Annotated in this window: 21 protein-coding genes; 13 read left to right on the top strand and 8 right to left on the bottom strand. The window is 53.1% G+C overall.

What is annotated here, in order from left to right; genetic code table 11:
* Positions 1-159 precede the first annotated feature (159 nt).
* From ACAW75_RS09680 to ACAW75_RS09660, 5 genes are all read left to right on the top strand, one after another.
* Positions 160-2,340, top strand: a complete 2,181-nt coding sequence (locus tag ACAW75_RS09680) for a prolyl oligopeptidase family serine peptidase (RefSeq protein WP_370728493.1) — start codon at positions 160-162, stop codon at positions 2,338-2,340.
* A 22-nt stretch (positions 2,341-2,362) separates the two neighbouring features.
* Positions 2,363-3,016: a hypothetical protein gene (locus ACAW75_RS09675; protein WP_370728492.1), complete on the top strand. Its 654-nt coding sequence runs from the start codon at positions 2,363-2,365 to the stop codon at positions 3,014-3,016.
* A 32-nt stretch (positions 3,017-3,048) separates the two neighbouring features.
* A complete protein-coding gene (locus ACAW75_RS09670; RefSeq protein ID WP_370728491.1) occupies positions 3,049-4,191 on the top strand; it encodes a hypothetical protein in 1,143 nt (380 codons plus the stop codon).
* Between the two features lie 192 nt (positions 4,192-4,383).
* On the top strand, positions 4,384-5,781 hold the full coding sequence (locus ACAW75_RS09665; protein WP_370728490.1) for a DUF418 domain-containing protein: 1,398 nt from the start codon (positions 4,384-4,386) through the stop codon (positions 5,779-5,781).
* 14 nt (positions 5,782-5,795) lie between these two features.
* A complete protein-coding gene (locus ACAW75_RS09660) occupies positions 5,796-7,208 on the top strand; it encodes a DUF418 domain-containing protein (protein ID WP_370728489.1) in 1,413 nt (470 codons plus the stop codon).
* 76 nt (positions 7,209-7,284) lie between these two features.
* On the opposite strand, the gene ACAW75_RS09655 is transcribed toward ACAW75_RS09660, so the two are convergent.
* A complete protein-coding gene (locus ACAW75_RS09655; protein ID WP_370728488.1) occupies positions 7,285-7,857 on the bottom strand; it encodes a pentapeptide repeat-containing protein in 573 nt (190 codons plus the stop codon).
* A gap of 302 nt (positions 7,858-8,159) precedes the next feature.
* Between ACAW75_RS09655 and ACAW75_RS09650 the strand changes: the two genes are divergently transcribed.
* A complete protein-coding gene (locus ACAW75_RS09650; RefSeq protein ID WP_370728487.1) occupies positions 8,160-10,073 on the top strand; it encodes a S9 family peptidase in 1,914 nt (637 codons plus the stop codon).
* A 27-nt stretch (positions 10,074-10,100) separates the two neighbouring features.
* On the opposite strand, the gene ACAW75_RS09645 is transcribed toward ACAW75_RS09650, so the two are convergent.
* Entirely contained in the window at positions 10,101-10,892 is a 792-nt protein-coding gene (locus tag ACAW75_RS09645) for a hypothetical protein (RefSeq protein ID WP_370728486.1), read from the bottom strand.
* Positions 10,893-11,214: 322 nt separating this feature from the next.
* Here ACAW75_RS09645 and ACAW75_RS09640 point away from each other — a divergent pair, with 322 nt between their 5' ends.
* Positions 11,215-12,531 (top strand): esterase-like activity of phytase family protein, encoded by a 1,317-nt coding sequence (locus ACAW75_RS09640; protein WP_370728485.1) that lies wholly within the window; start codon positions 11,215-11,217, stop codon positions 12,529-12,531.
* A 204-nt stretch (positions 12,532-12,735) separates the two neighbouring features.
* A complete protein-coding gene (locus ACAW75_RS09635) occupies positions 12,736-13,896 on the top strand; it encodes a cysteine desulfurase family protein (protein WP_370728484.1) in 1,161 nt (386 codons plus the stop codon).
* Between the two features lie 183 nt (positions 13,897-14,079).
* On the opposite strand, the gene ACAW75_RS09630 is transcribed toward ACAW75_RS09635, so the two are convergent.
* Positions 14,080-14,580, bottom strand: coding sequence for a hypothetical protein (locus ACAW75_RS09630; RefSeq protein ID WP_370728483.1), 501 nt, complete (start codon positions 14,578-14,580; stop codon positions 14,080-14,082).
* Between the two features lie 159 nt (positions 14,581-14,739).
* The gene (locus ACAW75_RS09625; protein ID WP_370728482.1) at positions 14,740-15,333 is read right to left on the bottom strand and encodes an NAD(P)H-dependent oxidoreductase; all 594 of its coding nucleotides are present in this window, start codon (positions 15,331-15,333) and stop codon (positions 14,740-14,742) included.
* A 108-nt stretch (positions 15,334-15,441) separates the two neighbouring features.
* Here ACAW75_RS09625 and ACAW75_RS09620 point away from each other — a divergent pair, with 108 nt between their 5' ends.
* From ACAW75_RS09620 to ACAW75_RS09610, 3 genes are all read left to right on the top strand, one after another.
* A complete protein-coding gene (locus ACAW75_RS09620) occupies positions 15,442-16,284 on the top strand; it encodes an SDR family oxidoreductase (RefSeq protein WP_370728481.1) in 843 nt (280 codons plus the stop codon).
* Between the two features lie 98 nt (positions 16,285-16,382).
* Entirely contained in the window at positions 16,383-17,198 is an 816-nt protein-coding gene (locus ACAW75_RS09615) for a toxin-antitoxin system YwqK family antitoxin (RefSeq protein WP_370728480.1), read from the top strand.
* A 201-nt stretch (positions 17,199-17,399) separates the two neighbouring features.
* Entirely contained in the window at positions 17,400-18,227 is an 828-nt protein-coding gene (locus tag ACAW75_RS09610) for a hypothetical protein (protein ID WP_370728479.1), read from the top strand.
* Positions 18,228-18,352: 125 nt separating this feature from the next.
* Here the strand turns inward: ACAW75_RS09610 and ACAW75_RS09605 are convergent, their stop codons facing one another.
* Positions 18,353-18,820, bottom strand: a complete 468-nt coding sequence (locus ACAW75_RS09605; protein ID WP_370728478.1) for a RidA family protein — start codon at positions 18,818-18,820, stop codon at positions 18,353-18,355.
* A 263-nt stretch (positions 18,821-19,083) separates the two neighbouring features.
* Complete coding sequence (locus tag ACAW75_RS09600) at positions 19,084-20,151, bottom strand: DUF3500 domain-containing protein (RefSeq protein WP_370728477.1); 1,068 nt, start codon at positions 20,149-20,151, stop codon at positions 19,084-19,086.
* Between the two features lie 187 nt (positions 20,152-20,338).
* On the opposite strand from ACAW75_RS09600, the gene ACAW75_RS09595 reads away from it, so the two are divergent.
* Both ACAW75_RS09595 and ACAW75_RS09590 read left to right on the top strand, forming a co-directional pair.
* The gene (locus ACAW75_RS09595; protein WP_370728476.1) at positions 20,339-21,388 is read left to right on the top strand and encodes a methyltransferase; all 1,050 of its coding nucleotides are present in this window, start codon (positions 20,339-20,341) and stop codon (positions 21,386-21,388) included.
* Positions 21,389-21,498: 110 nt separating this feature from the next.
* The gene (locus ACAW75_RS09590) at positions 21,499-21,933 is read left to right on the top strand and encodes a hypothetical protein (RefSeq protein ID WP_370728475.1); all 435 of its coding nucleotides are present in this window, start codon (positions 21,499-21,501) and stop codon (positions 21,931-21,933) included.
* Between the two features lie 98 nt (positions 21,934-22,031).
* On the opposite strand, the gene ACAW75_RS09585 is transcribed toward ACAW75_RS09590, so the two are convergent.
* Positions 22,032-23,150, bottom strand: a complete 1,119-nt coding sequence (locus ACAW75_RS09585) for a trans-sulfuration enzyme family protein (RefSeq protein ID WP_370728474.1) — start codon at positions 23,148-23,150, stop codon at positions 22,032-22,034.
* A 319-nt stretch (positions 23,151-23,469) separates the two neighbouring features.
* Positions 23,470-24,099, bottom strand: a complete 630-nt coding sequence (locus tag ACAW75_RS09580) for a YceI family protein (RefSeq protein WP_370728473.1) — start codon at positions 24,097-24,099, stop codon at positions 23,470-23,472.
* Positions 24,100-24,107: the final 8 nt, after the last annotated feature.

Genomic DNA, 24,107 nt, shown 5'->3' with positions numbered 1-24,107 from the left:
GCCCACTCAACATGCATTGAGTGGGCCTTGTTGGTTCTGGTCACCGATAAAACATTGATTTACCGGTGGCTCAAGTCATATATATATCCGATAACTGCCTATTAGTTAGTTAAATACCTTTGGCTCATTCTATACGATCACCTTAAAATCGATCTACTTATGCGCCAACTCACTGTTCTGCTCGCTTTTCTGGCCGTTCATACGGCCGTAGCACAGGCACAACCTGCTTTGCCCGCCACGCCCAGGCGCCCTGTGTCTGATACCTATTTCGGCAAGACCGTCGTCGATAACTACCGCTGGCTCGAAGATATGAAGGCGCCCGAAGTCAACGAGTGGTTCAAAGCGCAGGGCGACTATACCAACGCCACACTCGCCCAGATTCCGGGCCGCGATAAGCTGATTCAGACGTTTGTCGAGTACGACAAGCTGCTGGCCGTGCGGTATGGCGAGATCAAAAAGCGGGGAAATACATACTTCTATCGGAAAACGCTGCCCAGCGAGAAGGCGGGTAAGCTTTACATGCGGCAGGGTAAGGCCGGTGCCGAAACGTTGCTGTTCGATCCGATGGCCTACGAACCCGGCAAGACGTATATGATGACGGCCTTCACACTGAGCTCTGATGGAAAAAAGCTGGTCATCGGTTTGCAGGAAGGTGGGGCTGAACTATCGACTGTGCGGACGATGGACCTGACAGCCAAAAGCGGAACGCCGCCCGCATTCAGTCCGGAGAGTATCACGGCGGTATTTGGCGGGGAAGTGAGCTGGCTACCCGACAACAGCGGCTTTCTCTACACGCCCAACAACTCGATGGATACCAAAGACCCGAATGGTACCCTCAACACCAAAGGGCGGCTTCACAAACTGAAGACCGACCCAACCACTGACCCGGAGCTGTTCTCCATCGCGAAAAACCCCGACTTCGGCATCAAGCCCGATCAGTACCCGATCATGTATTACTCCGATGACCAGACGCAGGTTTACGGCATTCTCGGCACGGTGGATCGCCGCACTACAGCCTGGGTAGCCCCGGCAGCGGAAGTGGGCAAGCCGGTGATGGCCTGGAAGCGGGTTTGCGCCGTTGCCGACAGCGTCAGCAGCTTCCTGAAACTGGGGAACCGACTCTTCCTGCAAAGTGTGAAAGGGGCACCCAATGGCCAGATCTTACTAACGGATGCCGCGAACCCTAACCCGGCCACGGCCACGGTGCTCTTGCCCGAAAGTAAGCTGAACATCACCCGCATGGCTTCATCGAAAGATTTTCTGTTTGTGATCCTGAGCGACGGCATCAACGAGAAAATCAGGCAGTACGACCCCCGCACCAACCAATGGGCCGACGTACCCGTTCCCGGTACAGGCACGATGGGGATTGAGTTCTACGACGCCCCCCGATCAAACGAAGCACTGGTGTATTCAATGTCGTGGAATGACCCAGGTACGTTGTATGACTACGATCCGGAAACCCGCAAACTGACGACGAGCACATTCCACGTGCCCATGAACTACCCCGGCGTAGCTGACCTGGTGGTGGAAGAAGTCGAAATCCCCGGCCATGATGGAACGCTGGTGCCGCTGTCGATCATCTACAAAAAAGGACTGAAACGCGATGGTAGCGCGGCCTGTCTGATGAACGGGTACGGCGCTTACGGCATGTCGGGAACGCCTTATTTTAGTCGTCGTAACCTGGCCCTGCTCAATATGGGCGTTGTGCTGGCTGAGACGCACCCCCGCGGTGGCTCCGAAAAAGGGCAGGCGTGGTACAAGGCAGGCTATAAAACAACCAAACCCAACACCTGGAAAGATTTTATATCGAGCGGAGAATACCTGATCAAAAACGGCTACACCAGCGCCAGCAAACTGATCGGCATGGGAACGTCGGCGGGGGGAGTGCTCATTGGCCGGGCCATCACGGAGCGGCCCGACCTGTTTGCGGCAGCTATCAGCAACGTGAGCTGTTCTAACGCGCTGCGCATGGAGAACTCACCAAATGGCCCCATCAATGCGGCTGAGTTTGGCACGGTGAAAGACTCGACCGAGTGCCTGGCGCTGTATGAAATGGATGCGTTTCAGCACGTGAAAGAAGGCGTGAAGTATCCGGCGGTGATCTGCGTAGGTGGTATGAACGATCCCCGGGTGATTGCCTGGCAACCCGGTAAACTCGCCGCTGCGCTGCAAGCCGCCAGCACAAGTGGTAAGCCAGTGCTGATGCAGGTCAATTACGACAATGGCCACTTTACCGAAGACAAACTGGTGACTTTCCGCAACTTCGCCAACATGCTTGCTTTTGGGCTCTGGCAGGCTGGTCACCCCGATTTTCAACCCAAGGCGACGGCAAAGAAGTGATTATCTCCGTGAAACAGGCCTTATGAAAACATTATGCTTTCTGTTACTACTGGCAGGACCTTTCGCCGCCCGGGCGCAAAAACCACTTTCGGCCACGCTGACCAACCCCAAGAGCGTGACGCTGCAGGTGCCGAAGAACCCGAAACTGCCTGTATTGAACCTGCCGTGTAAGATGGCGAATGGGGTAGATGACCGTCCGTTTGCCTGCGAGTTCAGGCTCGACCGGCTAGAGTTCTTGGGGAAAGATGGCTCGCTGCTGGGTACCGTTAAGCGCACGAATGCGCATGTATCGCTGCCATTGAACCAGGCTAAAAAGACCCCGGCGGGCCAGATCACGTATGCCGTCAAAGCCTATTTGACGCGGATCAATAAACCCTCTTTTCCCGTGAATAAAGGGTATCTGATTCAATCATGCGCTGGCGTGGCGTGTACAGCGGCTCAGTACTCTGATATGATCACCCAGCTAACGGGCTTACAGATACCAGCGACGTTGGGGAAACAAACGGTAGTGCCTTTCGATCTGACATGGGCGTATAGCAAAGGCAATGAAAGTCTTTTTCAGATGTATCTGGAGAACGACGTGACGGCCAACATGTTGACACCCAAGCCGGGAACGGTGCTGGCGATGAGCGATAAGGCCGAAGCCTCGATGATTGTAGCCCCCACCGTTAAATAATCCCTCACCGGCCAGACCGTACCCATATTGCCATGTTTCCTTCGCCGCTATACGCTCGTACTACCTGGTTCTTTAAATGCTGCGAATCGGCTCTGGCTGCCATTGCGGTGCTCAATGTACTGATGATGGGGCTCGAACTGCTCCCTCGGGCAGTCATGGTGAAATATGGGTCGTATCTCGACTATGTACTGTTGGGGATCGTTGGGGTGGCGGTGCTCGGCAGCATGGCGTTCAGCTGGCTTTGGCACCGGCGCGAACAGGCTGGGAACAGGGAGGGTGGCCTCTACCACGCCTGGATGCAGGGGGTTATTCGGTACTGGCTGTCGCTGTCGATTGCCACCTATGGGTTTGCCAAAATTCTGAAGACCCAGTTCCAGTCGCCTGACTTTCGGATCGATACCCCCCTTGGCGAAGTGAATGGGTTCGGCCTGACCTGGTATTATTTTGGCTACTCCTACACGCTGGCAGTCATCATCGGCCTGATTCAGGTGGGCGGTTCCATACTGCTGCTCTACCGCCGGACTACCCTGCTGGGCGTTATCATCTTACTGCCGGTGATGGTCAATATCGTCCTGATCAACCTGTTTTATCAGATTGCGCCGGGGGCTTTTTTCAACTCGGTGATGTTTACCCTGGGCCTGATTTTTCTGTTGCTGCTCGATGTACCCAGGCTCAAAGCCGCCTTCTGGGATTTGGTCGAGCACTTACCGCCCGTTACCCTGGGCCGAAACTGGGTAAAGCACGCACTTCGGGTACTGTCTATTGCCCTGGCGTTCGTGTTCATAGCGCAATTTGTTTTCACAGATAAGAGCGACACGTTACTGAAAGGTACCTGGCGCGTTGACCAGCTTACCCGGAATGGAAAGGTAGTGCCCACGTCGGCCTGGCTGACCGATACAACAGCCTGGAATCGGGTGTATTTCGCCGGCTGGCAGGGGTGCGCCTTCAGCCCCAACCCCTATCGCTACAAAGCAACCGAAAGCATGCGCGGTACCTACGAGTTCGATAGCCTGAAAAACAAATTACAAGTCGTGAAACACCTACCTATGGGCTCCGATGCTACCCCCGATGATACGCTTCTGCTTACTATCAGTGAACGAACGGGAAAATCGATGCGGCTCTCAGGTATCATGCAGGGCGACACCATTACCATGACACTGGCCCGCCTGCGCTAAACGCCACCTGAACGTTGGCCCAAGCGCTCACCTGATTTAGTCTGCCAGTACAGACCGGCGAGCAAGTATGGATTGATTCCGGGAAGGCCGTTGCCCTGCCGCTTACACAGTATGAATTTTTAAAAATTGTGTAACCTATTGTTTGGCAAGTATTTATGTTAGATTTATGACCGCTTCTTAAAGCCACTACTTATGGAAAATCAGTCTACTTATACGGTAGAAACAGACACAAATACGGCACCGATAGCTGGTGTTTCTCCGGCAGACGATGAGGCCGCCGTTTACCGCCGGTTCACCCCGCTCAATGTGTTGTGGGGCGTAGCTATTCTGGGGCTGCTGGTGGTGACAATCCGCCCGTTTGGGCTGACTCAGGCGCAGGTCATGCAACTATGGCGCGGGCCTTATGGCGGTACTTACCAGTTGCTGAAGTGGACGCATCTTTTGCTCGATAACGCCATGGCCCCGCTGACGGCGCTCTTATTCGGGGCGGGGATTTTGCCGTTTCTGTCAAGGCCAAAAACAACGGCTGGTTTCTCGGTTCCTGAACGCTACATCCGGGCCAATCTCTGGCTGCTTGTGTTTGGTATTGTCAACGCCTTTGTCCTGCTGTCGCCCGTCGATGTGCTGTTTCATTACGGTATTCTGGGCGTTTTCCTGTTTCCGTTACATCGACTGTCGGCACGCGGTTTTCTGATCGCGGCCATCGTAACCGGCCTGTTTTTCAGTGGGAAAGGGTATTGGAATTACACCGACCAGCGCGAAAAATATACCAAATACCAGAAGGTGGTGGCGTTGGAAAAGAAGAACAAAAAAGTGAAGCTCACCGATGACCAAAAGGGCGATAAATCGGCCTGGGAGGGGATGGTGAAGGGCGTGGCGTATGACGGTGTCAAGGATAAAAAAGCCATTGCCACTACCCGCTCCGCCGATTACAGCGATGTATGGTCATTCCTGGTGCCGCGCTTTCAGTTCGATCAGGCCTGGCAATTCTACCAGCGCAAGATCTGGGAGATTGCTTCGCTGATGTTCCTGGGGATGGCGCTGTTCCGGTGGGGCGTTTTCTCCCACCGATTCTCGACGGGCCAATACGTTGCCCTGGCAGTAGGAGGGCTGGCGGTCAGCCAGGCGGTGGCGTGGTTATCGTTACCATCCTACGAAGCAGCCATGGTCGATTACCCGAAACTGATCAGCTCAGGTACGTTGCCGCTTTCCGACCTGTTAACTCCGGTTGAACGCGCTTTTGGCGCCGTTGGGCTGGTGGGTTTGCTGATGGTACTGTACCGGGTTGGGCGGGCAGGTATGTTGAGCCGCGCGTTGGGCGCTGTCGGCTATATGCCGTTGACCAGTTTCCTGTTGCAGGCGGCTCTGTGCACCTTCTTTTTCTACGGGTATGGCATGAGCTATTTCGGGAGTTTACGCCTGCCCTACCTGTATGTGCTGGTGGCCGAAATAGGACTGATTCAGCTGGTCGCCAGCACACTCTGGTTGCGCCGCTTTGAAATAGGCCCCGCCGAATGGCTTTGGCAATCCCTTACGCTGGCCCGAAAACAACCACTGCGCCCGGCTTCATCTACGCCTATTCTCGCTTAAACTGCCCTGTCAACATGAACACATCGCTACCAACGTACCCAGTCGATGACGCAGCCATTGATTTGACTATTGTCCCGGCCGCAGGCAAAGAACACGCCCCCCGCCCGGTAGAGGCTACCGAACGCATTCAGACGGTTGATCTGGTGCGGGGAATGGCCTTGCTAGGTATTCTGATGATGAATATTCCGCTATTCGGCTACCTGGAATCGGGCATGGCGGCCGTCGTAAAAGACCCTGGCAGCCGCGATTATTTTGCTTTTGCAGCTGTCGGAACGGCTTTCGAGGGGACCATGCGGGCGCTCTTTTCGATGCTTTTCGGCGCAGGGATGGTACTGTTTGCCACCAATAAACCCGAGTCTATCGACGGACCGTCGGTGGTGGAATATTATTATCGGCGACTGCTGTGGCTGGTACTATTTGGGCTGCTCGACGCCTATATCCTGCACTGGCGGGGCGACATCCTGTTTATGTATGGCCTGATGGGTATGCTGCTCTATCCGTTCAGAAAGCTCAAACCGGTTTGGCTGTTGGGTATTGCGCTAGCCTGCCTGTTGATCGGGCTCTATAAAAATGAAGGCTGGCAAAGCAACATGCGCGACGCCAGAGCGGGTTATTTGCAGGCAGTGAAACTGGAGAAGGCCGGGAAAAAACCCTCAGAAAAGCAACTGGAGCAGAAGGCAAGCTGGGAGCGTATAGAAGGCCGCACCAAACCCGACCCGAAGGCTGATGCCAAAGCGCTGAGAGAGATGCGCGGTAACTACGCGTCCGTATTCATGCATATACTACCCGAAAACGCTGGTAGTGAAGTCTGGTATGTCTATCATGGGGCCTGGGACATGCTGGTGATGATGTTTCTGGGGATGGCGCTGCTCCAACTCGGCTTTTTCAGCAACAAACTCTCGACCGATACCTACAAAACGATTTTGCTGCTGGGCTATGGGATTGGTTTGCCCATCAGCTGGTTTTATGTGCAGCACACGGCCCAGATGTACCTGAACCCCGGTTTGGCAGTAGATACCTATCGAATTTCGCCCAACGCACTCTATGACCTGCGGCGGGGGCTGTTGGCCCTTGGGCATGCCAGCCTGCTGATGCTGGTATACCGCTCACAACTGGTGCCCTGGCTCATGCGCGCGCTGACGGCGGTGGGGCAGATGGCGTTCACCAACTACCTGACCCATAGCATCGTATGTGCCTTGTTTTTCAATGGCTACGGCTTGGGGAACTATGGCAAACTGGCTTATCACCAGCTTTATTATGTCGTGTTCGCTATCTGGGTATTCCAGCTTATTATCTCACCCATCTGGCTCCGCTATTTCCGCTTTGGCCCCTTCGAATGGCTCTGGCGTAGCCTAACCTACTGGACGCCGCAACCCATGCGCCGACGGGTAGAACAACCGATGCTGAGCCAGGCAGCAATCGGGTAGTTGGTACTGGCCTGGCGCTGCGTCCCCTGAGCCTGTCGGGGACGCAGCGCCAGGCCAGTACCGTCAGGCAACGTACCTAATCAATAGCAATGTCGTACTTCACCAACAGCCCGGCCACGCCCGACAGGGAGAATTTTGCCTTGGCGAGGCGATTCAACTCGGGGTCGAGCGAGTAGTTGTAAGCGGTTCTGAAGTCAGCTTTTTCCAGGATGGTATGCTCGAAGGCCGCCCGCCGGAGGTCACAGTCGTCGAATTCAGCGCCGGTGAGGTCGGCACCCATAAAGTCAACTTCGTGCAGAATCGATTTTTTGAACGTTGTGTGCTTGATTTTCTGCTTGTAGAAGGATGACTTCGTAAGCACGCACGTATCGAAGCTAACGGCAAATAGAAAATCGTTGCAGTGCTCGAAATGAAGCCCTTCAGCTTTGCAGTTTCTAAACCGCACATCTCGCAGTGCCGTTTTTGTTAGCTTAACGCCACTCAGCTGACAGTCGATGAAGTCACAGTCGTAGAAAACGTTGTTTGATAAGTCGGATCTGGTAAAGTCACAACCTGTAAACCGGCAAAGTTCATACTCACCCGCAGGCAGTTTGCTTTTTGTATAATTGATTTGATCGAACGGCTCGTTAATAAAAAATAAATCGGTCATAGGTAGCATATATTTTGAAGCGAGGCACTTTCGATTCAGAAAGGTCTAGTCAATTTTTGAATAAATCGCCTTCGAAAACAGTGTCTATATGGCCAGATTGTCTTTCCAATCTTCTTGATTGTTACGTACCACTATCGCTTGTAAATATATCTGCAAATTTGTTGACCCAAAAGCAAAGCGATTGGCTGTTCTTACCATCTGTTCGGGAGTTTCGCCGTTTACGAAATAGGTAATGGCTGGTTCTGAACTGTTTAGTAGCTTACATGAACTAGCTATCCCGTTCATCCGTCTACGTCTATTCTATGAAATCACTTCTGTTTCTGCCTGTTGTTGCCCTGTTGAGTGTGGGGTACGTTGCTCGTCCCGCGGCTGGTGATCCGCCGGTCAAAGCGGTTCGTCAGTACACGATCGAGCAGTTTATGAAAACAATTCGTTTTGGGGGCGCCGATCTGTCGCCCGACGAGAAAACGGTGTTGTTCAGCTCGAATCAGGATGGGATCTTCAACCTCTACGAAGTGCCGTTTGCGGGTGGGCAACCCAAACAATTGACTTTCTCAAAGAAAGAATCGCTGTTCACACTTGGCTACTTGCCCGATGGTCGCATTCTTTACGCCGCCGATCAGGGCGGTAATGAACTAACACACATCTACTTACGGGAACGCGATGGAGCCGTGACGGACCTGACACCTGGCCCCGATGCAAAATACCAGTACGCTGGGCTGAGTCACGACCGCAAAGGATTCTTCTATCAGTCGAATGCCCGTGATAAAGCGGCTTTCGATCTGTTTGAGATGGACCTGGCCACCATGAAACCCCGGCTGATTTACCAGAATCCCGGCGGGTATTTTCCCGGCGGCGTTTCGCCCGATCGCAGGTACGTTGCGTTGAGCAAAACCATCACCACAACCAACAGCGACGTTTGCCTGTATGACACACAAACGAAAGAGACGAAATTGGTAACAGCCCACGAAGGCGAGGTTGCCAACAGCCCCGAAGGGTTTAGTCCCGACGGTAAAAAACTGCTTATCGGTTCCGATGCGGGCAGCGAGTTCGCCTACGTATCGGCCTACGACCTGAAAACCGGTAAAAGCGCTCCCCTTGATAAAGCCAACTGGGATATTGCGGCCGATTACTATTCGCACAAAGGGCGCTATCGGGTCGTGTCGATCAATAACGACGCCCATACCGAACTGAAGTTGATCGACACGCGTAGCGGAAAGCCCGTGGCGCTGGCGGCCGATCTGCCCGCTGGTGATGTAACAGGGGTGACAATTGGCGACAGTGAGCAGCGCATGCTATTTTTTGTAAACAGCTCAAATGCCCCCGCCACGCTGTTTAGCTATGATTTCGACTCGAAAAAGGCTACATCATTGGTACAGGGCCTGAATCCGGAGATCAACCCGGCTGATTTGGTTACGGGCGAAGTGATCCGGTATAAATCGTTTGATGGAATGGAGATTCCGGCCCTGCTTTATAAACCAAAGGATGCATCGGCTACCAATAAACGCCCGGCTATATTGCTGATTCATGGCGGGCCGGGTGGGCAAACGCGGCTGACCTACTCGCCGCTGGTGCAGTATCTGGTGAACAACGGGTATGTACTGCTAGCCGTTAATAACCGGGGATCATCTGGATACGGCAAAACGTTCTATGCCGCAGATGACCGCAAGCATGGCGACGCTGATCTGCGCGACTGTGTGGAATCAAAGAAATTCCTGACGGCAACCGGGTACGTTGTTCCTGAAAAAATTGGGATTATGGGCGGATCCTACGGTGGCTACATGACGCTGGCAGGCCTGACCTTCACGCCCGATGACTTTGCCGTTGGCGTCGACATTTTCGGTGTGGCCAACTGGCTGCGCACGCTCAAGTCCATGCCTGCCTGGTGGGGACCACAACGCGACGCCATGTTCAAAGAAATTGGGCATCCGGTCACTGATTCACTGGCGCTGTATAACAAGTCGCCACTGTTTCATACGCAGCGTATCAAGAAACCGCTGATCGTGATTCAGGGCGCCAATGACCCACGCGTACTGAAGGTCGAGTCGGATGAGATTGTGGCGAATGTGCAGAAAAACGGCGTTCCCGTCGAGTACGTCACTTTTCCCGATGAAGGCCACGGCTTTCTGAAGAAAGAGAACGAGATCACGGCGTATCAAGCCATTCGGGTTTTTCTCGATAAGTACCTGCTCGGGAAAGATACAGCGCTACGGTAGGCATATCGGCAGCGTTGACTGACGGGGTCAGTCTGTCAAAAAACCTCCCGGCCTGGTAATTTGTTGCGGCCGAACAGATGGTTGATCTTTCATGAGAACGGCATAGTCGTAACCTGTCAATGGCTGCATGCCGTGGGCCGGAAGTCCCAGTGATTCGGAGGCTAGGTCCCCGTAGAAGAAGTTGAAAATCAGGGCATAATCGTCGCTTTGCTGGTGAATCCGATAGAAAGTGTCGACCGCTTCTGATACCGCCCGGTCGGGCTTTTCTACTGACCTGGCTGTGTGTCTGGCTACAAACTTTTCCTGCTCAACGTGGTCAGCCAGGGTGATGGGTTTGGGGTGAGTCAGCCAGTAGATGGTCCGATAAGCGTATTCGATTGTTCGCTCGGCGATCATCGATGGCGTATACACGTCGCTAGCCCAGAACAACGGCGTGCAGAAACTTCGGCTTACTAAGGCGTTGAGGTTGAACTTGCTGTCATAGTCAGTGGTGAACCGATTGGTCCAGCCCCCGGCAATGTCGTCGGCCAGATTGAGGGCAAGCCGAATCACGTGGTTACCCGGATAAACCGAGAGCGTTGTATTTAACTGGTGCAGCGTATGCCGAATCACGTCTTCAGCGCCTACCTTGTTCAGGTCGATGAGTTTCTGACGAACAGGCTCCTTCGCCATCGGATTGAAACCGCTGATCGGCAGGGCCAGATTTCCCCTGGTATCACCCTGAAGGAGCGCTAGATAAGCCTGAAACCGCTCGATCGTTCGTGGCTTTTCGTAGAGATCGAGCATAACATCCAGCGTTGGCAGTAGCTCAAAAACCATGTTCTCCTTTCGGTTTGATCGCTTTTGTTGATCGGCGTAAAGATAGTCAACTAACTATCTGCCTGAATAGTCGACGCTTGTGGCATGGGTGGGCGGAGGTACAACGTCCTGCCGGTCCAGTCTACCCTGGATCTGCCTGATACCGGCCGGTATCAGGAGGTAGCCAACAATCAGTTACGTAGGCCAGGAAATCCGGTTCTGGAGGAAGCCACACCGCGCAATCATAACAATCCATTCACAAACCGGACTGTCTGCTTTACATAGGGTTAATAGATGAGATCGACTTTTGTAGGTACATTCAGTTCACCTGTTAATCCCTATTATGAAGCACGTCTCACTTCGTCAGACTGTATTTGCGTCACTTGTTCTTGGCCTGGGCGTTGCTGCCTGCGAAGACCACCGCCTATCACCTGAACTTGGCTTCCCTGCCGTTGTTGACGCCACGAACCCAGGTACGTTTTTGCCCAATGTGCTGGCAACGGTAAATGGCGTACAGGTATATAATGGCGGCTTTGGCTCCGCTATCGCGGCTGACCCCAACGACCCGGGCGCTTTTTTCATGCTCACTGACCGGGGCCCAAACATCGACGGTACGATCGCCAATTCCAAAGTGTTTGCAGTGCCGGGTTTTGTGCCGCAGATCGGGAAGTTCCGGGTCAAGAACGGGACAATGGTGCTGGAGAAAATCATTGAACTGAAGAATAGTGCGGGAGGTAAACTGAATGGACTGCCTAACCCGATCAACCAGGGTGGAACCGGCGAAACGGCACTGGATCTGTCTGGTAACAATCTGGGGACAAGCGTGGATGGGATCGATTCGGAAGGGATGGCTGTTGCCGCTGACGGGTCTTTCTGGATCAGTGATGAATACGGGCCGCACCTGGTTCATTTCGATGCCACGGGCAAAACCATTGAGCGGATAAACCCATTCGGTACTGGCACAGGCGGCCGTACGATCCCCCTTGTTTTTGCCACTCGCCGGGCCAATCGGGGCATGGAAGGGCTAACGCTAACGCCCGATGGGAAAACGCTGGTGGGGCTCATGCAATTCCCGCTGTATAATCCATCGTCGGCAGCTGTGACCGGTTCATTGGTGACCCGGATACTGACGTTCGATATTGCCACCGGCGTTACCAGGCAGTTCGTTTACCTCATCGAGCGGGCAAACCTGCAGGCTAACAGCGAAATAACGGCCATCACAAACACAACGTTTCTGGTGCTTGAACGAGATGGCGAATATGGCACCGACGCCAACAAGAGTACGCTTTTCAAGCGGGTATATAAGATCGATCTGGCTGGTGCTACCGATATTTCTGACCCCGGCAATGGCGCCAACGGGAAGCTGTATGGGGGCAAAACTGTGGAAGAGTTGAAAAATGCCGCCACATTACAGACCAACGGAATTGTGCCAGTTAGCAAATCGCTGGTACTCGATCTGGCTACCGACGTTTCGCCCACCTACCCACACGACAAGGCAGAGGGAATGGCGCTCATTACGCCTACCTTACTGGCTATTTCCAACGACGACGACTTTGGCATTGGTGGTGTAGGTACGTATAGCCAGAAAATCCTGCCCGCTACGAATGCCGTTGACAGAAACCGGGTTTACTTCATCGTGCTGAAAGCGCCCGTGAAATAAGCCCGCCGTTAATCGCACAGCTTTACCAGCCCTGTCTGCTGGTGACCATTTTCTAATATGGTCACCAGCAGACAGGGCCTTGTTTTGGGTAATAGGGGCCCGTTAACGCTGGTCGCCTGTTTTGCAGATGGTCGCCCTATGTAGCTCGATCTATGCGACTCAGCAGGATATTTGTACTTTTGCCGAACGATCTTCATACAACCTATGCAACGCGTTTATTTCGATAATGCCGCCACTACCCGGCTCGATCCTGCTGTGCTGGAGGCTATGCTCCCCCTAATGCAGGATAATTTTGGGAATCCGTCATCGATCCACGGGCATGGCCGTGTGGTGCGCTCCGCCATTGAAAAAGCGCGTAAAACGGTGGCCTCGCTATTAAACGCTGCTCCCGCCGAAATCTTCTTTACCTCGGGCGGAACAGAAGCCGACAACACAGCTATTCAGGGTAGTATCGATACCTACGGTATTACCCACGCCATTACTTCGCCGCTGGAGCACCACGCCGTGCTGCACACGCTGGAATACCTGGCAAAGACGGGGAAGATCAAACTAAGCATGTTGCAGGTAGACGAACGGGGCAATCTGGATTATGATCAGCTGGGTACGTTACTCAAGGCGAATCCAAATTCGCTGGTGTCACTGATGCACGGTAATAACGAAATAGGTAACTTGCTGGATATGAGCCTGGTGGGAGAGCTGTGCCAGGAATATGGTGCCGTCTGGCATTCCGATACCGTACAGACGATGGGGCATTACCAACACAATGTTCAGGAGTTGACAGTCGATTTCCTGGTGGGTGCTGCCCATAAATTTCACGGGCCCAAAGGCGTTGGTTTCCTGTATGCCCGCCCCACTAACCGCCCCGCTATCCATCCGTTCATTCATGGCGGTTCGCAGGAGCGTAACCGGCGCGGTGGTACCGAAAACGTGTACGGTATCGTAGGGTTGGCGAAAGCCCTGGAGATCGCTTATGCCGAAATGGCTGCCCATCGCCAGCATATCGAATTCCTGAAACAACGGATGATCAATCAACTTCAGGCGACCATCGAAACTGTTCGCTTCAATGGTGAATCAGCTGATCTGGAAAAGAGTCTGTATACAGTGTTGAGTGTCAGCCTGCCCGCTACCGATATGAGCGACATGCTCTTGTTCAACCTCGATATTGCTGGTATTTCGGTGTCGGGTGGGTCGGCTTGTTCAAGCGGTTCCGACGTAGGGTCGCATGTATTGGGGGCGCTCCCGGGACTCGATCCTGACCGCGGAAATATTCGCTTCTCTTTTGGCAAATACAACACGGCCGATGAAGTCGATTATGCTGTTGCCAAAGTCGCTGAGATGTTTCAGAAGGAGCCTAAACTGGTGTAGGCTCGCCGAGCAAGAAGCTCGGTGCCACGACGACCAATAACGATTCGTAAGCAGCACCGAGCTTCCTGAGCAGACGTCTACCGCGTTGAGAAGGCCCTTTCAGCCGGCAATGGCCTTTAGCTACCCGTTTCCAGAGCGAAACTTGGACGCTCCTGGAGCCTGCTATAAAGCATCTGGAAAGAATCACACCTGAACAGCCGTAGAGTCTGGGGCAACCTGCGCTTCTGACCAGGTGGCGGCAACGAAAAGGCCGATCATAACCAGTAATATGTCGGTTAGCGCATACTGTATGACCAGTGTCGGCGCGTAGAGCAGCGAAAGAACCAATTCGCCGGGGAAGAGAAACAGGGGAAGTGTCGCTACGACTAATTGTAACACGAGTAACCAGACCCCCAACTGGATCAATCGCCTGTTGAGAAAACAGACACCCGCCATGCCATTGAGGCTGATGATACAGTAGCCGCCAACAGGCATAGAGAGTACTCCCCCCGACAGCTGGGCTAGCGTGTGGGTTGCCAGCCAATAAAGTGGCCCACCACCCACGAAAAGCTTGATCAGGCCAAACTCCAGTAAAACAAGCCCGGTGACGATACGCAATATATGACCACTATTCTCGACAAGCCAACGGTTACTGACTGTATCGAGCCGGGCAATTCGGGCAGAAAGGGTATAAAAAACATGCATAGGTTTAATTGTCACTAGACTATACCTACGTATTAAGTATAATAATGGATTGCCCAATCCGTATTAGTCGCCATAAATAATTTGCGGGTAATACGAATTGGGGATAACTACTTAATGAGGAGGCCTTCTGCCGGGCAGATGGATGGGATTACCGGTCAGCTAAACTTCTATGCCAATACCATGCCACCGCTGCGCAACGGCCAATGAATAAGTTATAAAAGCACGAACGGTACGGTCATACACTTCATGGCCAATGAACTGACCAGCTGCGTCGAGGTTTTTATCCGTTTCATGCGACTCGTATAGCTTGGGCGAAATAATCGAGTAGCTGTTGGTGAAACTGATCACTTTGTTGAGCACCGTGGTCATATCGAGCGCGGGCTGGCGACCGCCACGACCGTTGGACGTACCCACCATGGCAAACACCTTGTTTTCAAACAAGTGTTTAAACGCAGGCCCCCCCAGTGTATTAAAGGCATTGATAACCTGTGGCGTAGCTGTCCAGTTGTATTCAGGTGAGGCAAAAAAGACCAGGTCTGCCTCGCCCCAGGCCGTGATGAGTTTCTCTTGAAACGGACTCAGGGTATCTGGCTGCACCCAGGCTGTACCAACAAAAGGCAGGTCATAGGCTTCGAAGTCAACGACCGTTACCTCGTGCTGACCACTTTCCTGCAAAACGTTTTTTGCGAAGTGGCAGAAGCGAAGCGTATTGCTTTTCGCCCGTGGCGAGGTGGAAATCAGAGCAATTTTCATAAGAAATGATTAGTCGGAGTGGGCCGGGAAAAGCCCGGAACTGCCGACAGGAAAACCACTATCTCAGACAGATAGTTTACTCCTCGTAAGTCAACCGAACAGATCATTATGGCAGCGTCACGTATCTGCGTTATTACCGGGGCCAACTCGGGTATTGGAAAGATCACGGCCCAGGAACTGGCCCGCAAGGGATTTTCTATTGTTATGCTTTGCCGGGATATGGAAAAGGGCCAGGCGGCCCAACAGGAAATCCAGGCAATTAACCCAACCGGTACCGTTGATCTGATCCAGTGCGACGTGGCCAGTATAGCCTCTGTTCGGGCCGCCGCAAACGAATTGACTGATCGCTATGACCACGTTGATGTATTGATCAATAACGCCGGACTGTACATCGATCAGGAGCGGTACTCGCCCGATGGGTACGAGCTAACGTTTGCCACCAACCACCTTGGTGCGTTTCTGCTCACCAACCTCCTGCTCGACCTGCTGCGTAGCGGGGAAGAGGCCCGCGTGATCACTATCTCGTCGGAGGCGCATCGGTTGGCAGGTACGTTCCGGCTCGACGAACTGGCCCGACCCACTTCGTACAGCGGCATGAAAGCCTATGGTAAATCGAAACTGTGTAATATTCTGTTTGCCAATGAATTGGCCCATCGCCTGATGGGCGATGGCATCACTTCGAATAGTGTACACCCGGGGGCTGTCAACACCAATTTTGGTGGGGAGATAGGCAGTATCGCCGGGGCTTTGTTCAAACTGGCCAAGCCGTTTATGCGAACGCCCGAGCAAGGAGCCGAGACGAGCATCTACCTGGCGTCGTCGTCGGCGGTGACCCACGTAACGGGGCTCTATTTTGCCGATTGCAAGCCCAAAATGCCTGCCAAAGACGCCCTGAATAACTTTTATGCGAAACGTCTCTGGGACATGAGCGCCGAGATGGTGGGGTTATAGCGGGCGTCGACAACCAACACGAATCCTGTTCCAAAGGCTGAATGACTGCTGCTTCTCGCTAAAATGCGTACTTTAATGTAGTTTTATCGAATACGCTCATGGCGCTCAACTGGCTCAGAATACCCACTTTTTTGCTGCTGAATTTGCTCGTGCTGGTTCACCTGGCAAAGGCGCAGCCGACCGTAGATAAGTCGCCGTTTTCGGTCACAGAATATGAGAACCATGGTAAATATTATGAGCAGATAACCTACATCGGCAAACGGAAAGACCATTTCATCGTAAACACGTACCTGAAGGATAGCACCCTGTACCGGATTGATAATTACAGATATATCGATCAGGGAAATCTGATTGGTGCGCTGGCCGTTCGGCATGGCCCATCCAAAATTCTTTATGACGACGGCCGGCTGTACCTGACCTGCGATTATAACATGAATGTGCTCAATGGCGCATTTATCGTCTATTACAACAACGGCGCCATTAAGCGAAGGGAGTTGTACAAAAATGGAACCCGCAAAAAAAGCGTCTGCTACGATTCGGATGGGGCTGAACAGCCCTGCGAGCCGTTCTATCAACAGGTGAAGTTCATGGGAAATGACCGCGAACTAACAGATTATCTGACGAAAAATCTGGCTCCGGTCTTTGATGGAACTACCGTCAGAATTGCGATGATAAAACTGGTTGTGAATGACATAGGGCAAGTGATCGACGTAGCTTCGGATGTAGGCCGAGACAACCCAAAGGTACTGGCGGGTATAAGGCGCGTTGTGCAGGAGATGCCCCGCTGGCGCGAAAACGAATCGAACTGGAAGTCGGCGCAAATGGATAGCGTACCGGTCTCGGGCGTATGGGTGATGCAGGTATATCGGGATCGGAGCTACATCCAGGTAAACATCCCACACAACGTGGATTAGTGGCTTGGTTGATTTGGTAAATAACCGATCGGGGGGCTGCTCCAGGCACCCGGCTGGTACGTGATCTCAGGTAACAAATTGCCTGGTGCATCAGTTTTTCCTGCTTGTACTATGTATACCGGGTTGGTAAGGACACCTTAGTGAAAAGCTATTGTGAATGAAGTAATTGATTCTATTGAGCCCTATATAGCCTTGTCGATTATGAAATCGTATTTACAACAAATAGCTATTTTTTTAGTCGCTTATTTTCTTGTGCCGATTTCACTAGTGAAAGCCCAACCTAGATTTGGCTCGAATTCATTGATTAGTGAAGGATATCAAATGCACGACGACTATTACGAGCGCATAGTCTATTTAGGTAAGAAAAAAGATAATTTTATCGTTGAGACCTACCTGAAAGACAGTACGTTATACAGCACAGCCTCGTTTACGTATAACAAGCCAAAGTTCATTTGGGAGGATATTATTGATGGCCATGGCCCGGTCAGACATGGTCTGACAAAAATTATGTATCCTGACGGAGGCCTCTATTTATCCTGTACTTATAAACTGGACTATTTGGATGGCGCTTTCATGGTATTTTATCCAAACGGCAGGATAAAGCGCAGGGGATTATATCACAAAGGTGTCTTGAAAAAAAGCGTCTGTTATGCGAATGATGGCCAGGAAATAACATGCGACTTGTTCTTTCAGCCGCCAGAATTCGCTGGCGATGCGGCGATATTGACGGCTTATTTCAACGAAAAGTTGATGCCGATCGTTGACGCCAACGTGTTACTTGGCGAGATGAGGGTGGTAATTAATGAAATTGGGCAGGTGGCCGACGTGGAGCTACATACCAGTAAGCAGGATACATTGCTCGCGGCGGTTATTCGGACAGTGTTTAAGGAGATGCCCCGCTGGCGCGAGAATGAAACGAACTGGAAACCGGCCCGTATGGATGGCGTCCCGATCGCGGGAAGCTGGATGATACGCATGTATCGGGATGGTCGTTTTTTACGCCTCAGTTTCCCCGGCTCATCGAAATAAATTAACAGGTTCCGACCGGAACGACTGATTAGTAATCAGTCGGCGTAGAGTCATTGCTGATTGTAATTATGGAGAAAAGAGAACGTACCTGACAACCAAGTTCAGGTACGTTATGGAAATGACGCCTACTCCTCCAGCTCGAACACTGCTTCGATCTCAACCGAGATGTTGCCGGGAAGCGATCCCATACCTACGGCACTGCGAACGCCAATGCCGTTCTCTTCACCCCAGATTGTAGCGAACAATTCGCTACAGCCATTAATAACCTTTGGGTGTTCTTCAAAACTATCTGCGGCATTAACCATACCCAGCACTTTCACCACGCGTTTCACCCGATTCAGGCTGCCCAGTGCGGCTGTTAGGGTCGACAGAATGGCGAGGCCGGTTTGCCGGGCCGCTGCTTTGCCAAAGGCCAGATCCACTTCAGAGCCTACGCGGCCGGTCATCAGGCTATCGTCGGGGCAATAGGGGCCGTGGCCCGATACGTAGATGAACTGGCCAACAATCAGGCTGGGTTTGTACACGCCTTTGGGGGTAGGGGCGGGGGGGAGTTCGAGGTGTAGCGCGGCGAAATTTTGGTCAGGAGTCATCATGTTGTACGGGCGTAACTAGCGTCGCCTTCCGGCTATTTATTGATTTAGACAGCAATCAGTACATTCCCGGCCGTTTCTCCAAATGAGCCGTAGCCCGAATTCACAACCACCATACCCCTGAAACCACTGGCGAAGGCGCATCAATCGACCTGCCCCTTCCTGTAATGCCATTGGTTGTGTCGTAGTCGTGCATGGTGTCGTAATGCCAGATGCTTTTCCGGTACTTGCCTAAACAACAGGGAGAAAATAAGGTAAACAAGTGACTAATGCTTTCCTTCCAGGTAATGCTGTTTGAGCAGGTCGTTGCCAAAATCCTGACCTTTTTCGCGAAGGATGGCGTGGATGTGATTGCCGTCGTTCTGAAAACCAACGTTATCGTATTCGATCAGGAAATCGGGCCCGTTGATAATGTAATAATGCGGTTTGTTGTTTTCGAGGCTGCCAACCCAGGCAAAATATACCTTGTCGATACCCGACCTGGTTATTTTCTCGAAGAGTTGATGTGCCTTAGTGTGTTCAAAATTGTGGGTATATTCCTGAATCAACAGGGTCAGTATGTCTTGCTGATCGGCTGTGAACTGACTGGCAGAAATTCCGTAATAGCTCGTGATGCGCTGACTGCCCTGTGGCGACGTGATGATGTCTTTGGGTACGTCCTGCTTCAGCATGGCCACCGATTTTTGCCTATCGGTTAGGGCATTGATCAGCAGAAAACCGTAGTCTTCTTCCTTGCTCAGCACGCGTAGGCCGGCATATTTTCCAGACTTAACCTCCGATGGATCGGTGCCGATAAAATAGGGAGACATGGACACCGATCGGCCATTGGAGGTCAGACTCAGTGCCAGATGGTGGCCCCCGAAGTTTAACCCCCAGGCCGCGCCAGCCTGTGGTTGGCCCCAGACCGAGATGAAATAATTGCCATGTGCCCACTTCATGTTCTGCATCATGTTGAGCATGCGCTGATCTATTTTTCCGTTGTCGAAAGCCTGTTGATAGAGCGTGTTCAGGATATCGTCGAGCTGCATGAGGCTGGTCGTTTTCAGATACCCCTGCGAACTCAACATGGCCGACAACACCCGGTGAAAAGCCAGCCGACTCTGATCCGACAACGAACCGTAGGCAATACCGGGCCGGGGCACCAGCCCCACTGGCAGGTTGGTCCATTTATAGCGCAGCGAATCAGAGAAAGCATACTGCGTTTTTTGCCTTTCTTCACCTGACAACGTACCCAGAAACCGGCTGGTCGATTCGGTAATGAGGTTGACCGACTGAGTTCGGCCAGTAGCCACCAGAAAGGTTAAAAAGAGGCAGGTGAAGACGATGGGTTTCATGAATGCAGAAAAAGGCAGGGGTTCATATGCCTGAACAATAAGCCTGTCTGATGGCTAAGATACTCAGTCTGAACGGGGCAACCAGCGGTTAGTGGTTAAGCGGGCAACGTACCCGAGATGGGGAGTCAGCAGCACAGCCGTCCGTCGCCTATCTTTGTTCGATAGCGCAAAAACGATCACTCAACGTATGGCTCTACCGCCCGACCCAGCTCCCATTACCCGTCACCTGAGGGCCATGTTCGGTTCCCGATTAATGCTGGCAGCGATTCACCACCTGCACGTATTCGAGACGCTCAGCGCCGAGCCACTTACATTGGCTGATCTTCGCGATCGGCTGGATCTGGCCGAGCGCCCCGCCATGGTTCTGTTTCCGGCGCTTTGTGCCCTGGATCTGTTGCTGTTCGACGAGCAGCGCCGGCTGACCATTAGCCCATTGGGGCATTACCTGACGCAGGCACACGTACCTACGCTGACGGGGTATACCGGGCTGGAAAAAGAGGATCCGGGCGTGGTAGAAATGGCCCAGCTACTTCGCAACGACGGTCCGCTGGACGCTCCGCAGGGAATTTCTTTCGTGAAAGAAGGAGAAGGGCCCTCCCCCATGGACGATGCTGCCCTGGCGCGCAAGTTCACCATGGGGCTGGCGGGTCGGGCTCAACTGCTCTCCCCCCTTGTAGCGGCCAACCTCCCGAAACGAACGGGCCATCTGCTCGATGTCGCTGGCGGTTCTGGCTATTACACCTACGAATGGCTGCTGCGTAACCCTGCCTCAACGGCCACGCTGTTTGATCGACCGGCCGTGCTGGCCGTTGCGGCCGACCTGCTCGATGAATTTGAACAAAGCAGCCGGCCGGGAGCCGACACGGTGAAAGCCCGGCTGACCTTCCTGCCAGGTGATATGCTGACCGATGATCTGCCAGAAACAGATTTGTTGCTGGCCGCCAGCCTCTTCCATGACTGGCCAACACCGACCTGCCAGCAGCTGGCACACCGGTTTGCCGATGCCCTTCGTCCCGGCGGAGAAATCTGGGTGCATGACTCGTTCCTGAACGACACGCTGGATGGCCCACTAGCCGCTACCGATTATTCGGCGCAGCTTTTTGTGGTAACAAAGGGTCGCTGCTACAGCCGGGCCGAATACCAAAGCTGGTTCGCGGATGCCGGATTAACCCCACTGCCCGCCGCCATTCCCACTCAACTGGACTACGGATTGATAGCCTCCCGGAAGCCCTGGTGAAGGAGGCTTCCCATCGCCATGCGCGGTATCGGGCCGATCGGAGGCTCATCCTGACAGCTAGCCGGATAAGTCGTCAAAACTGTAAGCCAGCTAATCAGGTTAACGGTACTATGAACAACAAACCTGGCTACCTGGTAACGTCTTATCTGACCGATGCTGCCTGCTCTCTTCAACTGTGGTTGCCGGCGCTGATGGGCTGCCTGCTTGCCATAACACTGTCTTGCCAGACAGACCGCTCCGGGCTGGCGAACGGACAGAAAATCAAGCTCAACGTGGGGGATATCAGGGAAGTGACGGTAGCTGCACGTGCTGATACAACCTGGCAACTCGCGGCTACCTCGGATAACCAGGAAATTGTGGATGTGTCGCGCAAGGCTACTCTGCCGGGGGTGGGCACCGGAGCATCAGTAGCGGGAGATGCCGTATTTTTGATCAAAGGCGTTACCGCTGGTACAGCCAGGGTTGTCTTTTCCGAGAAGCAACCGACTACCGACGGCAGCGGACGGATTAAAAAGACGTATACGGTCACCGTCGTTAGCCAGTAACACCGCTACCGATCAGATCAGCCCAACTGTTCAAGCTGGCAGAATAAGGGCTAGGCCATGACGGGCCCATTCCTTATTCTGCCAGCTTATAGTACGATCTAGTCCAGCGCTCGTTTCAGGTCGAAAATCAGGTCGTCGGCGTGTTCGAGGCCGATCGAGATGCGAAGCAGGTTAGGGGGCGTCTGGCTGGTTGGTCCTTCTACGCTGGCCCGATGCTCGATCAGGCTCTCAACGCCGCCTAGGCTGGTGGCACGGGTAAATACCTGCACCTTCGCCGCCGCCCGAATGGCTTCGTCGGCACCACCACGTACCTGAACAGACAGCATAGCCCCAAAACCGGTCATTTGTTTTTTGGCCAGCTCATGGCCGGGGTCAGCGGGCAGGCCGGGATAATGAACGGCTTCCACGTTGGGGTGCGTTGCCAGAAACTCGGCTACTTTACCTGCCGTTTCAGTTTGCAGGCGTACCCGGGCGGCCAGCGTCTTGATACCCCGCAGGACAAGCCAGCATTCAAACGGCGATGGCACCGCTCCACCAACCGATTGTAACCGCCGGATGCGCTGGTACAGTGTCCCGTCTTCCTTGAAGACAAGCGCGCCACCCAACACATCGGAGTGACCGCCAAAATACTTGGTAGTGGCGTGCATCACCACATCGCAGCCCAGGTCAAGGGGACGTTGCAGGATGGGCGTAGCCCAGGTATTATCGCAAACGCAAATGGCACCGCCTGCGCGGGCCATGTCGGCCAATGCCCGGATATCGACGATCTTCAGAAGTGGATTCGACGGCGTTTCGATCCAGATAACCCGTGTATTCTCATGCATGGCGGCACGTACCTGGTCCAGATCCGTCATGTCGACGCGGGTATAGGTCAGCCCCCACGGATGCATTAGCTCTTCGAGCAGGGCGGGAGTGCCGTAATAGGCATCGGTCGGTATCACCACATGATCGCCCGGAGCCAGGGCCAGAAACAGGTTCATGGTGGCGGCCTGTCCCGATGCGTACGTGGTCGTAGCAAAACCGCCTTCAAGCGCAGTCAGACTGCGTTCCAGCGCATCGCGGTTAGGGTTAGCGTTGCGGGCATACAGGTAGCCATGCTTGAACGTACCATCGGCGTCACGTTCATACGTTGTCGACAGGTAGATAGGTGGGGCAAGGGCACCAGCATTACGGTCGTAATAATGCGTTGAGAGAAGGGCAATAGTTTCAGGCTTCATAGCTGCAAACTAATAGAAAAACTGTCATTCCGGCGTTAGGTATTGCCGCTTACTCAAAAGTGCGTCCGGTTGCCTGCTATTCTCCAGCACGTGCTTTGCCATCTCCGGAACGTCTGGTAATATGTACGCAAACAGCCTCGATGATGATTACACAACCTCAGATTGCCTTATTAGGAAGCCTTATAGTCATACTCTGCATGCTGGCGATGGGGCGGATGCTCTGGCTACTTTGGCGCCCCAACGACAAAGGAACGGCATAAAAAAAGCCCCGGCATTAACCGGGGCTTCCCCAAAAAACCGTATTGGTTTTAAAAACTACCTATTTATTGGCGGCTAATGTCAAATCAACGGTGAAGTCGTCATAAATGGCTTTGTCACCGATGTTCTCGAAGAACGATTTCGACCCGTAACGGATATCATATTTCGTACGGTCCAGCTTGGCCTTACCCGTTGCTGTGATCCGATCACCAGCCACTTTCACCGTAGCGGGGAAGCTTACTGCGTTGGTAATGCCTTTGATCGTCATGTTGCCCGTAACATCGTACTGATCACCGCCCTTTGGTGTCACTTTCGTGATCTTAAACGTAGACGTTGGGAATTTAGCGGTGTTGAAGAAATCTTCCGATTTCATATGCCCGATAAATTTCGCGTTGTACTCTTTGTCAGTAAGATCGGTACAGGTAATGCTGTTCATGTCGAAGGTGAACTGGCCACCAGTCACTTTCGTGCCATCGACGGTAAATGAACCGTCCTGCACTTTAATGTTGCCGGAGTGCTCACCCGTTACTTTTTTGCCGTTCCACGATAGAACGCTCTTCGCAGCATCAATTTTATAGGTTGCCACTTTAGGGACAATAACAGCTTTGCTCGACTTGCCAGGGCCAGTAAATGCAGTTGTGGCAGTTAGTGCGATGGCGGCGAAGCCAGCCAGAATCAGGTTGTTTTTCATTGGTACTG

Source organism: Fibrella arboris, assembly GCF_041321095.1.
Classification (GTDB): domain Bacteria; phylum Bacteroidota; class Bacteroidia; order Cytophagales; family Spirosomataceae; genus Fibrella; species Fibrella arboris.
This window is presented reverse-complemented; position numbering and strand designations above follow the sequence as displayed.